We start from the raw sequence: 14335 nt of genomic DNA on the forward strand, positions 1-14335 counted from the left end.
GAGAGCGGTGGACCGGGCGCGGGGAGCGTCACCAGGTCGCGGCGGCGTCGATGTTGTACAGGTAGGTCGACGCCTCCCGGAGCGTCAGCCAGCACTCCCACATCCGGCGGTCCGCCTCGTCGCCCCAGGGGTTGCCCAGGCAGATCCGGCCGCCTGCCACGTCCACGTCCTTGACGAAGTAGGCGTGGCTGGCGGCCAGTCGGCCGCCGAACAGGCGCTTGCGGTCGTCGCCCTCGCCGAGGGTTCCTGCGGTGAGGGCGTGGCCGCGCGCCTTGCGGTCGGCGATCTCGTGGCAGAGCCAGGGTGATTTGAGGTCCAGCTTCTGCGCCGGCCGGCCGGTCAGCATGGAGAGCGCGTCGTCCACGTATCCGCCGTGGGAGATCGCCTCGTAGCCGAAGCGCAGTTGGGCGACGGCCTTCTCGTAGTAGCTCGGCCAGGTCTCGGCGAAGCGCGCGTCGTCGCTGTGGCCCTTGGCGCCGTGCAGCGCGCCGTGGGCGTACGGCAGGTCCGGCACCACGGTGATGTCGAACGGCCGGCCGTCCTGGTACAGCGTGCAGGTGACCGTACCGTTGGCCTCCTGCCGTACGTGCCGTGGGGCGTGCTGCGGGTTGGCCTGGATGACGCCCTGAATGCTGGTCAGCAGCCAGCAGGTGCCGAAGCGTCCCTGCGACATGTCCTGCCAGGACATCGCCTCGGTGGAGCCGGAGACCCGCTGCCAACTCTCCGTGAAGTAGCCGCCGTCCACCTGTGCGAACGGCCCCTTGGGCAGCACCCAGCCGGCGTCGTCGCAGCAGGCGTGCTCGAACTCCGGCTGGCTGCACGGCATCGCACTGCCGATCAGCATGGCGGTGTACGGACTCACCGAGCGCAGCAGCCAGTTGAACATCTCCTGCTGGCGCCGGTGGTCGTACGCCTCCTCGCCCTGCTGGTCCTTGGTGTGCGTCAGGTCGTCCCAGCGGGCCAGCCCCTGCGGGCCGAAACGGCGGATCACCATGTCAAGTTCGGCGGGTGGCAGCGGCATCAGGAGGTTGCCCACCTGGTCGAGCAGTGACCGCGCGGCGAAGCGCTTCTCGTCCGCGAACAGCAGGTCCCAGGCCTGCCGGCCGACCGCGTCCGCGCGCTGCGGGTACGGCGGTGGGCCCGCCGGTTGCCACGGGAGCTCGACCACCGGGCGGCCGCCCTTGACGTAGTCGAGCCGGCTCTTCCCGACGTCGTCGGTCAGCTCCTGGACCACGTCGACGGCGAACTTGATCGCCTCGCCGCCGGGTACGAACGCCGCCGCCAGGCCGACCGCCTGCTGCCAGTTGTTCCGGTGGTAGCTCACGGCGTGCTCCCCCTGTCGATCCGTGCCGGTTCGTGCCGGTCCCGGCCCCGCCGGTGTCCGGTCGTTCTCCTCCGCCCCGACCCAAGAGCGTAGGGGCTCCGCCCGTCCGGCCGGCAACCGGCCCCGGTGAGGGCGGGGGACTGGTGCACGGGGACGACAGCGGCGCCGGCCTCTGACGAGGTCGGCGCCGCTGTACGGGGGCCGTGGTGGGGGCACGGCTCAACCGGTCAGGCGGTGATCAGCGGGCTGCCGTGTCTAAGACACTCCTGGGAGAGAGCCGGATCCGGGGCGCTCGGCGAGGTCGCGGCGGCGATCCGGATCTCGATGATGTCCCGGACGGCCGGCCACTCCTCGTCCAGGATGGAGTAGAACGCGGTGCTGCGCACGACGCCGTCCAGGCCACGGGAGTGCGCCCGCCGGACGCCCTCGCAGGTGGCGCCGAGGCGCTCGATCGCGGTGCGCGAGCGGAGGTTGCGGGCGTCGGCCCGCAGCGAGATCCGCTGCACCCGCCAGCTCTCGAACGCGTGGCGGAGCATCAGCAGCTTCGCCTCGGTGTTGATGCCGGTGCCCTGGGCGCGCGAGGAGAGCCAGGTCGCGCCGATCTCGGCGGCGTCCGGGACGGCGTCGCGCGGATCACCGAACGGCACACCGGGCGTCGGCGGCCAGACCACCGGGCCCTGCCAGTAGTCGAGTTCCTGGAACCGGGTGGCGCCCACCACCCGGTTGTCGGCGACGCTCACCGTGGCGAAGGGGAGCGAACGGCCCGCCGCCTGGTCGGCGAGGGCTCGCGCGATGTAGTCCCGCGCAGCCTCCAGACCGTGCGGGACGGGCGTGAAGGCGTAGGTCGCACGGTCCTCGGCGCCGGCCAGGGCGAGAGCCTCGGCGTGGTGCATGGCGAGGGGCTCCAGCCGCGCGGTGCGGCCGATGAGGGTTACGGGTACGGGCACGGATCCTTCGGTCCTTCGGCGATCGGAGGGACCCTCGTGCCGGGGTACGGCACAAGGGCAACTGGTCTTTCGCCCCGGCTCCGGGATATGCCTCCACCCGCTGTGGGGAGCGGGGTTGCCAACGCCGGAGGCCCGGTCGTGCGGCGAGGAGGCGGCCCGGAAGCGGGCAGCGCGGTGCCGGAACGGACTCGGGTCAACGGACCGGTCCGGCGAGATGAGCGGGGGGACAGTGTGCGTCCGCGAGATGGCCGAAAGGAGAATGAGAGCGCGAAGGGAAGCAGGCGGCCAGGTGAAGGCAAGGTGCGGTGCGAGTGTCTGACCGTATCGGGCCCGGGCCGGGTCCACGGCGTCACGGACGACGGGACAGCGACGCGGCGATGCGGGTCAGCGAGAGGACGATACCCGCCAGAAGGCGGTGCGTCACCTCGCGGCGCGCCATCAGGGTTGCGAGCTTGCGCCGGGCCTGCCGCCGGGCTCGCCTTGACGGCTTCGAAACGGTCGCGGAACGGCTTCGGAACGGCTCGGCGAGCGCGGCTCGGTGGCCGCCCGGAGACCGGCCCGGGGCGGTCGCCAGGGCTCCGACCAGCGGATTCGTGGTGGGGTGCGATGATGGTCACGCCGTGGTCGGGGGAGCCGGTATCCCTGCGGTCCGGTCGGCGGAACCGGAACCCGGACGAGGCGCTCTCCGTTACTTGGGAATGTCGCCGCCCGGCAATTCGGGAATGTCGCGGGTGTCCGGCACGCTGGACTGATCGGACGGCCGGAACGACTGCGGTCGGCCCGCGTGGTCGAGCCAAACGGTGGGACCGACGAGACGACTGACAAGACGGAACGGGGTTGGGTGCGCGGTGCGGGATCCCAAGGAGCTGTACCAACTGGAGCAGCAGGGCGTGGCCGCGCTGGTAGCCGCAGACGCGGCGGCCGGCCAGGACGCCGCTGGTCTGGTGCTGCTCTACCACTTCGAGGGCTTCATGGACGCCGGTGAGGCCGGCGGCCAGGTGGTGACTCATCTGTTGGAGCAGGGCTCCCCGCAGATCGTCGCCCGTTTCGACCACGATCGGCTGGTCGACTACCGCGCCCGCCGTCCCGCGATGACGTTCGACCGGGACCGGTGGACGTCCTTCGAGCCGCCCGAGATTCTGCTGCAGTTGGTGCACGACTCTGTCGGTACGCCCTTCCTGCTGCTCACCGGCCCGGAACCCGACACCGAGTGGGAGCTGTTCGCGGCCGCCGTGCGCGAGTTGGTCGAGCGCTTCGAGGTACGGATCTCGCTGGACTTCCACGGCATCCCGATGGGCGTCCCGCACACCCGCCCGGTCGGGCTCACCCCGCACGGGACGCGGCTGGACCTGGCGGCCGGCTACCCGAAGTGGTTCGACCAGGCCCAGGTGCCCGGCAGCGCGCAGGCGCTGCTGGAGTACCGCCTGGCCGACGCGGGCCACGACGTGCTGGGTTTCGCGGTGCACGTACCGCACTACGTCGCCCGCTCGGCCTACCCGTCGGCGGCCGTACTGATCCTGGAGGCCGTTCAGTCGGCCAGCGGTCTGGTGCTGCCCGGCACCGACCTGCGTGACCGGATCGGTGAGGTCTACGCCGACATCGAGGAGCAGCTGGCGCAGGGCGACGACGAGTTGCGCTCCGCCATCCGGGGCATGGAGAGCCAGTACGACGCGGTGGCGGGCTCGGAGGGGCGCGAGAGCCTGCTGGCCGATCCGGCCGACCTGCCGTCGGCGGACGAGCTGGGGCGGCGCTTCGAGGAGTTCCTGGCGGAGCACGAGCGCGACGCGGAGTAGTAGTACGCGACGCGGACCAGTAGTAGCGGAGTAACTGTGCGGCGACGGGGCTGGGAGGGGGTGCGCGGTGGAGGTCGGACGTCGTCGCTGGCCGCTCGGGCTGGCCGGTCTGCTGTTGACGGCGGCCTGCGGCGCGGGCACCGGCGGCCTCTCGAAGCCCGCGCCCCCTACCGGCGCGGGCCCGACCACGAGCGCCGTGGCGGCCCCGAGCGGCCCGTACGTCGCCCTCGGCGACTCGTACACCGCCGGGCCGGCGATCGATCCGCAGGTCGGCACGCCAACGGGCTGCGGCCGATCCGGCGTCAACTACCCCTCGCTGGTGGCGAAGGAACTCGGCCTGGCGGCCGGGCCGGGGTTCGCCGACGTCAGCTGCAGCGGAGCCACCACAGCCGATCTGACGGGGGTCCAGCGGACGGCGGGCGGCACCAACGCGCCCCAGCTGGACGCGCTCTCACCGGCCACCCGGCTGGTGACGCTGGGGATCGGCGGTAACGACGTCGGGTTCGTGGACGTACTGACGGTGTGCGCCATGGAGGATCTCCGGCACTCGCTGTTCGGCGGCTCCACCGGGGCGTCCGCCGACCAGGCACCCTGCCGTACGCACTACACGTCCGCAGAAGGTCAGGACCAGCTGCGCGGCAAGGTCGACACGGCAGGGGAGCGGCTGGCGGACCTGCTGCGGGAGATCGGGCGGCGGGCGCCGCAGGCCCGGGTGTACGTGGTCGGCTACCCGGCGCTGCTGCCGGCCGATCCGGCGGACTGTGCGCAGACGCTGGGGCGCACGGTGGCTCCGGGGGATGTCGGCTTCCTCCTGGCGGAGGAGCGCGGGCTCAACGCGATGCTCGAACAGCGGGCCAGGGCGGCGGGGGCGGTGTACGTGGACACCTTCGCCCCGTCGGTCGGCCACGACATGTGTTCGGGGAAGGAGACCCGCTGGATCGAGCCGCCGATCCCCGCCGCCGGGTCTGCGCCGGTCCACCCCAACGCCCGTGGGCAGCAGGGCATGGCGGCGGCGGTGCTCGGCGCGGTCAAGGGCTGATCCGTCGCACCGGCCGACCTGCTGACCGTCCGGCCGACCCGGCTGCCTTGCAGCGGATCCTCCGCACCACGGAGAGGCTGGTTCGCGAGGGTGCGACCGGGAAGCCCGATCCGGCGGGGCCTCTTACGCGGTGCGCCGGTGGAATGTCGGTGGTGCGGCGTACGGTGACCGATATATGGATGACACAGCTGTGAACGACACCGCGTACCGCACCGCTCCGTACGAACCCTCCGCCGAGGCCCGCTGGGTGCCCGAACCGGACAAGCGTCCGGGGCGGACGGCTTTTCAGCGTGACCGCGCGCGGGTGCTGCACTCCGCCGCGCTGCGCCGGCTGGCAGGGATCACGCAGGTGGTTGCGCCGATGCTCAGTGACTTCCCGCGTACCCGGCTGACGCACTCGCTGGAGTGTGCCCAGGTCGGGCGGGAGCTGGGCGCGGCCCTCGGCTGCGATCCGGATCTGGTCGAGACCGGCTGTCTGGCCCACGACATCGGGCACCCGCCGTTCGGCCACACCGGTGAGCAGGCGCTCGACCAGGCCGCCGAGGCGTGCGGCGGGTTCGAGGGGAACGCCCAGTCGCTGCGCATTCTCACCAGGCTCGAACCCAAACGCTTCGCGCCACTCGACGAGGCCCCCGCCCGGCTGGCGCCGTGGCCCGGGCACAGCGTCGGTCTCAATCTGAGCCGGGCCGCCCTCGACGCCGCCACCAAGTACCCCTGGCCGCGCGGCTCGCACCCCACCGACCCGGGCTCCACCAAGTACGGCGTCTACGCCGACGACCTGCCGGTCTTCCGCTGGCTGCGGAAGGGCTCGCCCGCCGACCGCAAGTGCTTCGAGGCCACCGTCATGGACTGGTCCGACGACGTCGCCTACTCCACCCACGACGTGGAGGACGGCCTGCAGGCCGGCCACATCGACCCGGCCGTGCTGCGCTCCGCCGAGGAGCGCGGCGAGCTGTTCAAGATCGCCGAACGGTACGCGCCGGAGGCCGAGGCCGAGGAGTTCGGCGAGGCGCTGGACCGCCTACGCGCCGAGGAGTGGTGGCCCCGCTCGTACGACGGCTCCGCCCGCGCCCGGGCCGGCCTGAAGGACCTCACCAGCCAGCTGATCGGCCGCTTCTGCCTGGCGGCCGAGCAGGCCACCCGGGCCCGCTACGGCCCCGGGCCGCTGACCAGGTACGCGGCGGAGCTGGTCGTCCCGCACGCCGTCCGGGTCGAGTGCGCCGTCCTGAAGGCCGTCGCCGTCCGGTACGTGATGCAGCGCGAGGAGCAGGCGAAACTCCGCTCCCGCCAGCGGATCGTGATCGCCGAGCTGGCCGACACCCTGGTCCGCACCGCGCCGTACGGTCTCGACCCGGTGTTCGCCGCCCTCTACGAGGAGGCGGAGGACGACCGGGCGGCCCTGCGGGCGGTGATCGACCAGATCGCCACCCTGACCGACGCCTCGGCGCTGGCTCTGCACGCCCGCCTGGTCGAGGCGGGGTGAACGGGCCGGCGTGACCGAGGTGGGGTGATCGAGTCGGGGTGACCGAAGTGGTGGTCGAGGTCGCGGCCGTACGGGTGGCCGAGCCCGTACACTTCACCAAGTGGCTGGGCGGATCAGGGACGAGGATGTGCAGGCGGTGCGCAACGCACTGCCGATCGATGCTGTCGTCGGCGACTACGTCCAGCTGACCAACGGCGGTGGCAGCCAGCTCAAGGGCGTCTGCCCGTTCCACGACGAGAAGTCGGCCTCGTTCTACGTCCACCCGGGCAAGGGTGTCTTCCACTGCTTCGGCTGCGGTGAGAGCGGCGACACGATCTCCTTCCTGATGAAGATCGAGCACTTCTCCTTCGCCGAGGCCGTCGAGCGGATGGCCGGCCAGGCCAACATCACGCTCCGGTACGAGGAGGGCGGCTACTCGCCCCGCCACCAGCAGGGCGAGCGGACCAGGCTGGTCGAGGCGCACAAGGTGGCCGCCGCCTGGTACCAGGAGCAACTGGAGACCCCGGAGGCCGAGATCGGCCGGGCCTTCCTCGCGGAGCGCGGCTTCGACGCCGACGCCGCCAAGCACTTCGGGGTCGGCTACGCCCCGGCCGGGTGGGAGCACCTGGTCCGTTACCTGCGTGGCAAGGGCTTCAGCGACAAGGAGATCCTGCTCGGCGGCCTGGCCTCGCAGGGGCAGCGCGGCGGGCTGATCGACCGTTTCCGTGGCCGCCTGGTCTGGCCGATCCGGGACACCACAGGTGAGGTGATCGGCTTCGGCGCCCGTCGGCTGCGCGAGGACGACACCGGCCCGAAGTACCTCAACACCCCTGAGACGCCGATCTACAAGAAGTCGAACGTCCTCTACGGCATCGACCTCGCCAAGAAGGAGATCGCCAAGTCCGGCCGGGCCGTGGTGGTCGAGGGCTACACGGATGTGATGGCCTGTCATCTCGCCGGTGTGACAACGGCGGTGGCGACCTGCGGTACCGCGTTCGCCGAGGATCACATCAAGATCATTCGTCGGCTGCTGATGGACACCTCGCAGTACCGGGGCGAGACGGTCTTCACCTTCGACGGCGACGCCGCCGGCCAGAAGGCCGCCCTGCGAGCTTTCGAGGACGATCAGAAGTTCGCCGCCCGCACCTCCATCGCCATCACCCCCGGCGGCATGGATCCGTGCGAACTGCGCCTCGCCAAGGGCGACGAAGCAGTCCGGGAACTCATCGAAAACCCCGTCCCGCTCTTCGAGTTCGCGCTCCGCTCGGCCGTCGCCCGGCACCGCGTGGACTCGCCGGAGGGCCGCGCGGCCGCGCTCGAGGAGGCGGCCCAGATCATCGTGAAGATCAAGGACCGCTCGATCCAACACGAGTACGCCGTCCAACTCGCGGGCCTGCTCGGGATCCTGGACGAGCAGTTCGTGGTCCGGCGGATCGGCCAGCTGGCCCGCTGGCAGCGCGACAACCCGCAGCAGGCACGCGGGGCCCAGCTCGCCGCCCGCCGCATCGAGGTCCAGGCGGCCGCCGAACCGCAGCGCCCCGTCTACCGGTTGAACCCCAAGGACCCCGCCCAGTTCGTGGAGCGCGAGCTGCTGAAGCTCGCCCTCCAGCACCCGAACCTGGTCAGCCCGGCGTTCGACAACTACGGCGACGAGGAGTTCCCCACCCCGCCGTACGCCGCCGTACGCGGCGCGATCCGCCAGGCCGGCGGAGCCACGTACGGCGCGACCCTGCCCGACTTCACCGCAGTCGTGCGCGAGATCTGCCCCGACGATCAAGTACGCAGACTGGTAACCGAGTTGACGGTAGAGCCGATCCGCACCCGGCGGGCACCCGACGAGATCTACGCGGGCGAGTTCCTGGTCAAACTGCGCCTGCAGGCGGTGGACCGCCGGATCGCCGAGGTCCGGGGCCAGCTGCAGCGCCTCGGGAACCGTTCCACGGCGGAGGAGATGAACGCCGTGCAGAGCGAGCTGTGGGCCCTCCAGCAGTACGGGCAGGGACTGCGCAGCCGGGGCTTCGCCGGCCTGTAGCCGTACCGGGTGGTCCGGAGCGGGAAGCGGGCCGGGGCAGAAAGTCGGCGCAGGGCTCTCGGCCCAGGAGCGTGGCGTACCCCACACTGGTGGGTATCCCAGTCCGTGTGGCGCGGATCCCCCACGAACCGCGCGCGGCCCAGAGAGGGATGCCCGTGGACTTTGCCGCAGTGCAGCCACCGCAGGCCGTCGTGGACGAGCTGCTCGTCGATGATGCCGCCGCCGAGGCCGGAGCGAGCCAGGCCGGACCAGGACGGTACCGAACGGACGAGGGCGGAGCGGTCGGTGCGAGCGCCGACGACCACGGGCGCGACGACGGCCCGCCGTCCGAGGAGGCCCGGGTGCCGGTCCAGGGCGGGCCGCCGACCGGTCACCCGCTGGGAGCCGAGGCGGGTGTGGAGGACGAGGACGAGGACGGCCCGCCCCCCGCACTCGACGAGTCCTCCGGCCCGGCCGCCGACCTGCTCCGTCAGTACCTCCGCGAGATCGGCCGGATCAGGCTGCTCAGCGCGGTCGAGGAGGTCGAGCTGGCCCGGCAGGTCGAGGCCGGGCTCTTCGCCGAACAGGCCCTGGACACCAGCCCCGGCCCGGACGAGCGGCTCACCGACGAGCTCGACCACCTGGTCGTGCTGGGCCGGATGGCCAAGCGCCGCCTGATCGAGGCCAACCTGCGACTGGTGGTCTCCGTCGCCAAGCGGTACGTCGGCCGGGGGCTGACGCTGCTCGATCTCGTCCAGGAGGGCAACCTCGGTCTGATCCGCGCGGTCGAGAAGTTCGACTACGAACGCGGCTACAAGTTCTCGACGTACGCCACCTGGTGGATCCGGCAGTCGATGAGCCGTGCCCTCGCCGACCAGGCCAGGACCATCCGGGTTCCGGTGCACGTGGTCGAACTGATCAACCGGGTGATCCGCGTCCAGCGGGCGATGCTCCAGGAGCGGGGTGCCGAGCCGAGCGTGGCGGAGGTCGGCGCCGTGCTGGAGATCTCCGAGAGCAGAGTCCGGGAGGTGCTGCGGTTCGCGCAGGAGCCGGTCTCCTTGCACACCCCTGTCGGCGAGGAGGACGACGTCGCCCTCGGGGACCTGATCGAGGACGCCGACGCCGCCTCACCCGTCGAGTCCGCCGCCTTCCTGCTCCTGCGCCAGCACCTGGAGGCGGTGCTCTCGACGTTGGGTGAGCGCGAACGGCAGGTGGTGCAGCTCCGCTACGGCCTGGACGACGGACGCCCGCGCACGCTGGAGGAGATCGGCCACCTCTTCGGTGTCACCCGTGAGCGGATCCGCCAGATAGAGGCCAAGACCCTTGCCAAGCTGCGGGATCACGCCTTCGCGGACCAGCTCCGGGGGTACCTCGACTGAGCGGGTGCACACCTTGCGGCTCAGTGGCTCAGTGGTGGAAGCCGGTTCGGGCCGGTACGCCGAGCTTCTGCAACGGCACCGGCTGGCGCTGGAGTTCGGGGAGCAGGCGGGTGAGGTCGGCGAGCAGGAGGTCGGCCAGGTCGCGGGAGAACCCGTTCCGGCAGACGATTCGCAGTACGGATAGGTCGGTCCGGTCTGCCGGGAAGGTGTACGCCGGTACCTGCCAACCGCGTTCGCGCAGCCGCCGGGAGACGTCGAAGACGTCGAACGGCATCCCGTCTGCCGTAGTGAAGGCGAAGACCGGCAGTTCGTCGCCCCGGGTGAGCAGTCGGAAGCAGCCCAACTTCTCGATCTCGGCGGCCAGATACTCCGCGACCTCCCGGCTGGCCTGTTGCACGGCGCGGAACCCGTCCCGGCCCAGCCGGAGGAACGTGTAGTACTGGGCGACGACTTCGGCCCCCGGGCGGGAGAAGTTCAGTGCGAACGTGGGCATTTCGCCGCCCAGGTAGTTCACCCGGAAGATCAGCTCCTCCGGCAGGGCCTCCTTGTCCCGCCAGAGCGCCCAGCCGACCCCCGGATACACCAGCCCGTACTTGTGGCCGCTGGTGTTGATCGAGGAGACCCGGGGCAGCTGGAAGTCCCAGACCAGATCCGGGTCCAGGAAGGGCGCCACCATCGCGCCGGACGCCCCGTCGACGTGGACCGGCACGTCGAGCCCGGTCCGCGCCTGCAGCGCGTCGAGCGCCGCGCAGATCTCCGCCACCGGCTCGTACGAACCGTCGAAGGTGGAGCCGAGGATGCCGACCACCCCGATGGTGTTCTCGTCGCAGAGGGCCACCGCCCGCTCGGCGTCGAGGTGGTAGACATCACCCTGCATCGGCACGGTACGCGCCTCGACCTCCCAGAAGTTGCAGAACTTCTCCCAGCAGATCTGGACGTTGACTCCCATCACCAGGTTGGGCCGGGCCCCGGCCGCGTACCGGTCGGCGTTCCGTCCCATCCACCGGCGCTTCAGGGCGAGCCCGGCCAGCATGCACGCCTCGCTGGAACCGGTGGTCGAGCAGCCGACCGCCGTGTCCGGGTCCGGGGCGTGCCAGAGGTCGGCCAGGATCGCCACGCAGCGCCGTTCCAGCTCGGCGGTCTGCGGGTACTCGTCCTTGTCGATCATGTTCTTGTCCAGGCACTCCGCCATCAGCTTCTCCGCCTGGACCTCCATCGAGGTGGTCACGAAGGTGGCCAGGTTGAGCTTGGCGTTGCCGTCCAGCATCAGTTCGTCGTGGATCAGCTGGTACGCCGTGTCCGGCGGGATCGGGCCGTCCGCCAGTCGGTGCAGGGGCGGGCTGAGCTCCATCGCGCCGAGCGGGTCGGCCTCGCCGAGGAAGGGGGCGACGGTCAGTCGGCGGTCGTCGGCGTCTCCGTGGTGCAGTGCCATCCCAGGTCCCTTCGTGGTGGTCCCGCGCAGCTCCGGCCTGCCGGTGCTGGGCGCTCAGCTGCCAGCATTCACGCTCGGACCGGCGGGTTGCCCGCCCATAGGGCCGTTCGGCGGCTCCCGGAGTCCGGAGGTGGACCTGGCCCTCAGTCCTTCGCGAGCGGCAGCCGGGCCACCAGCCGGGCACCATGGTCGGAGTCCGCCACGACCAGACCGCCGCCGAGGTGGGTCGCGATGTCCTGGGCGATGGCCAGGCCCAGCCCGGCGCCGCCCTCGTCGCGGCTGCGCGCGTCGTCGAGCCGGGTGAAGCGTTCGAAGACCCGCTCCCGGTCGGCCGGCGGGATGCCGGGGCCGTCGTCGGAGATCTCCAGCACGGCTGTCCTGGTGCCGGGTTCGACCTGGAGGGAGAGTTCGACCTGACTGATCGCGTAGCGCTGGGCGTTGTCCAGCAGGTTGGTGATGAGCCGGGCCAGCCAGAGCGGGTTGCCGATCACGGTGACGTCCGTGGCGGCCCGGATCCGGACCGGGACGCGGTCGGCGCGCCGCGCGGCGACCGTCTCGGCGGCCAGGTCGGCCAGGTCGACGGAGGTCGCCGAGGCCGGCTCGGCGGCGTCCATCCGGGCCAGCAGCAGCAGGTCGGAGGCGAGGTCCTCCAGCCGGGCGGTGTCCTCCAGCGCACCGCTGACCAGCTCCTGCCAGAGCGCGGGGTCGGGGTGCGCCAGCGCCACCTCGAGCTGGGTGCGCAGCACGGTGATCGGGCTGCGCAGCTCGTGCGAGGCGTCCGCGATGAACTGGCGCTGCCGGACGCCGGACGCCTCCAGGCGGTCGAGGGTCGCGTTCATGGTGGCGGCGAGCCGGGCGATCTCGTCCCGGCTGCGGGGCACCGGCACCCGGCGGTGCAGGTCGCGGTCGCTGATCTCGGCGACCTCCGCCCGGATCGCCTCGACCGGCCGCAGCGCCCGGCCGGTCACCCACCAGGTGACCAGGATCACGGTGAGCAGGAGCAGCGGCACGCCCACCAGCAGGGTGGCCGTGGTGGTGGTGTCGGCGGCGTCCGCGTCCCGCAGCGAGGTACCGGCGTAGACGGTGACCAGGCCGGTCGGAGTCCTGGTGGTCACCCGGACGACCTGCTGGCGGTGCTCGTCGTGCAGCGGACTGAGATCCCAGGTGCCGCGCACGATGCCGACGACCATCGGGCGATAGGGGGAGACGGGCGGGCGTCCGGCCAGGTTCGGGCTGGCCGCGAGGACCCGTCCGGTGGAGTCGACGACCTGGATGAAGTCCGCGCCGTGCGCCGGCGGTGGGAGCGGGTCGAGGCGTTCCTCGGCCGCCAGCTGGGACACCGAGACGGCCTGCTGTTCGGCTGCGGCCTCGGCGTTCTGGATCAGGTTCAGGTCCAGCAGCGTGACCAGCGCGAACGAGGCGATACCCAGTGCGATGGCGACCACGACGGACGCGCCGAGCGTGGCCCGGGCCCGGACGGATCCGGGCCGGAACCGCAGCAGCAGGCGGGTCAGCCGCTCCCGGCGGCCCGGGCCCCGGTCAGCCACCGTCCACCGCCAGGCGGTAGCCGGCGCCTCGGACGGTCTCCACGGCGGCCCGCCCGAACGGCGCGTCGATCTTGCGGCGCAACGCGCTGACGTGGACCTCGACGATGTTCAGGTCGCCCTCGAACGCGGAGTCCCAGACCTGCTCGAGGATCTCCCGCTTGGGCACCACCTCGCCCGCCCGCCGCGCCAGGTGCTCCAGCACCGCGAACTCCCGCGAGGTGAGCTTCGCCTCGACCCCGCCACGGGTGCAGAGCCGCCGGGCGGGATCGATCATCAGGTCGCCGAACTCCATGCTCTGCGGGCCGCGCCGCCCGGTACGCCGGACCAGCGCGCGCAGCCGGGCGACCAGCACCACGTACGAGAACGGCTTCGACAGGAAGTCGTCGGCCCCGGTGTCCAGCGCCTCCGCCTCGTCGTACTCGCCGTCCTTCGCCGTCAGCATCAGGATGCCGGCCTCGCTCCCGGCGGCGCGCAGCCTGGCGCAGACCCGGTAGCCGTTGAGCCCGGGCAGCATGATGTCGAGCACGATCACGTCGTAGTCGTGCTCGCCGGCCAGCCAGAGCCCCTGGGGCCCGTCGTGGGCCACGTCCACGGAGAAACCCTCGGCCTGAAGCCCTCGCTGCAGAGCGGCGGCGAGCCGCCGCTCGTCCTCGACCACCAGTACGCGCATGAGGACAAGGGTCGCAGGCGGCGCGGGCGTCCGGCTGAAGATGCCTTCAGGTGGCTTCAGCTCAGCTTCAGGTTCGCTTCAGCATGCTCGGTGCCGAGCCGGGCGCGGTGTCCGGTTGTCATGAGGAGCAGCGAGATGTCTCAGTCCTTTCCCTCCACCCCGGAGCAGCCCGGGAAGTCCGAGCAGTCGGCCCGTTCCCGGGTGGCGCTCGGGCGCCTGGTGCCCCGGCGCCGAGGCGCCCGGTGGGCCGCGCTGGCCGTGGTCGTGGTGATCGTGGGCGGGGGAGCGGCGGCTGCCGCCGTGCTGGACCACCACCACTCGCGCGAGGGCTGGGGCGGTCACTACGCCGAGGCCGGGTCCTACGGCCAGGGCGGGCACCGCCAGGGTGCCGAGGGCCACCTGCGCCACGGCGCGGACGGTGCTCAGGGCGGCCAGGCCGGTGACGGCACCGACGGCGAGGAGGGCCAGGCGCTGGCGCCCGCGCCGCTGCCCGCACTGCCCGCCGCCCAGGCGGCGGCGAAGGCGGCCGGCGCCGTTCCGGGCGGCCGGGTCGAGACGCTCCGGATAACCGGGCAGCAGGGCGGCGGCAGTGCCTGGCTGGCCGTGGTGCTGGGCACGGACGGCGTCCGCCACGACGTCTCGCTGGCAGGCGCCGACGGCACGGTCACCGGCAACACCGTCCCCGCCGGCTAGCACCGTCCGATACCGTCGCCACTGCGGGTACCGGCGTG

At 72.0% G+C, this 14335-nt stretch carries 11 protein-coding genes; 6 read left to right on the plus strand and 5 right to left on the minus strand.

Annotated elements, in window-relative coordinates; translation table 11 throughout:
- Nucleotides 1-28: 28 nt before the first annotated feature.
- Entirely contained in the window at nt 29-1324 is a 1296-nt protein-coding gene (locus tag P3T29_RS02290; RefSeq protein WP_280714507.1) for a C2 family cysteine protease, read from the minus strand.
- Nucleotides 1325-1551: 227 nt separating this feature from the next.
- On the minus strand, nt 1552-2271 hold the full coding sequence (locus P3T29_RS02295) for a GNAT family protein (protein WP_280714508.1): 720 nt from the start codon (nt 2269-2271) through the stop codon (nt 1552-1554).
- A gap of 848 nt (nt 2272-3119) precedes the next feature.
- On the opposite strand from P3T29_RS02295, the gene P3T29_RS02300 reads away from it, so the two are divergent.
- The 5 genes from P3T29_RS02300 to P3T29_RS02320 all read left to right on the plus strand — a co-directional run bounded on the left by P3T29_RS02300 (nt 3120) and on the right by P3T29_RS02320 (nt 9955).
- Complete coding sequence (locus P3T29_RS02300) at nt 3120-4064, plus strand: PAC2 family protein (protein WP_280714509.1); 945 nt, start codon at nt 3120-3122, stop codon at nt 4062-4064.
- 67 nt (nt 4065-4131) lie between these two features.
- Nucleotides 4132-5103 carry an SGNH/GDSL hydrolase family protein gene (locus P3T29_RS02305; protein ID WP_280714510.1) on the plus strand — a complete coding sequence of 324 codons (972 nt, stop codon included), beginning with the start codon at nt 4132-4134 and terminating at the stop codon, nt 5101-5103.
- A 175-nt stretch (nt 5104-5278) separates the two neighbouring features.
- Nucleotides 5279-6586 (plus strand): deoxyguanosinetriphosphate triphosphohydrolase, encoded by a 1308-nt coding sequence (locus tag P3T29_RS02310; RefSeq protein ID WP_280714511.1) that lies wholly within the window; start codon nt 5279-5281, stop codon nt 6584-6586.
- Nucleotides 6587-6686: 100 nt separating this feature from the next.
- Nucleotides 6687-8597, plus strand: a complete 1911-nt coding sequence (dnaG, locus tag P3T29_RS02315; protein ID WP_280714512.1) for a DNA primase — start codon at nt 6687-6689, stop codon at nt 8595-8597.
- Nucleotides 8598-8746: 149 nt separating this feature from the next.
- A complete protein-coding gene (locus P3T29_RS02320; protein ID WP_280714513.1) occupies nt 8747-9955 on the plus strand; it encodes an RNA polymerase sigma factor in 1209 nt (402 codons plus the stop codon).
- Between the two features lie 28 nt (nt 9956-9983).
- Here P3T29_RS02320 and P3T29_RS02325 read toward each other — a convergent pair whose 3' ends face one another.
- The 3 genes from P3T29_RS02325 to P3T29_RS02335 form a co-directional block, all read right to left on the minus strand.
- Entirely contained in the window at nt 9984-11387 is a 1404-nt protein-coding gene (locus P3T29_RS02325; RefSeq protein ID WP_280714514.1) for a glutamate decarboxylase, read from the minus strand.
- A gap of 143 nt (nt 11388-11530) precedes the next feature.
- Nucleotides 11531-12934 (minus strand): ATP-binding protein, encoded by a 1404-nt coding sequence (locus tag P3T29_RS02330; RefSeq protein ID WP_280714515.1) that lies wholly within the window; start codon nt 12932-12934, stop codon nt 11531-11533.
- Nucleotides 12927-13604, minus strand: a complete 678-nt coding sequence (locus P3T29_RS02335) for a response regulator transcription factor (RefSeq protein WP_280714516.1) — start codon at nt 13602-13604, stop codon at nt 12927-12929. The genes P3T29_RS02330 and P3T29_RS02335 overlap by 8 nt, the downstream gene beginning before the upstream one ends.
- Before the next feature lie 135 nt (nt 13605-13739).
- Between P3T29_RS02335 and P3T29_RS02340 the strand changes: the two genes are divergently transcribed.
- Nucleotides 13740-14297 (plus strand): hypothetical protein, encoded by a 558-nt coding sequence (locus P3T29_RS02340; protein ID WP_280714517.1) that lies wholly within the window; start codon nt 13740-13742, stop codon nt 14295-14297.
- Nucleotides 14298-14335: the final 38 nt, after the last annotated feature.

Source organism: Kitasatospora sp. MAP5-34, assembly GCF_029894335.1.
GTDB lineage: Bacteria > Actinomycetota > Actinomycetes > Streptomycetales > Streptomycetaceae > Kitasatospora.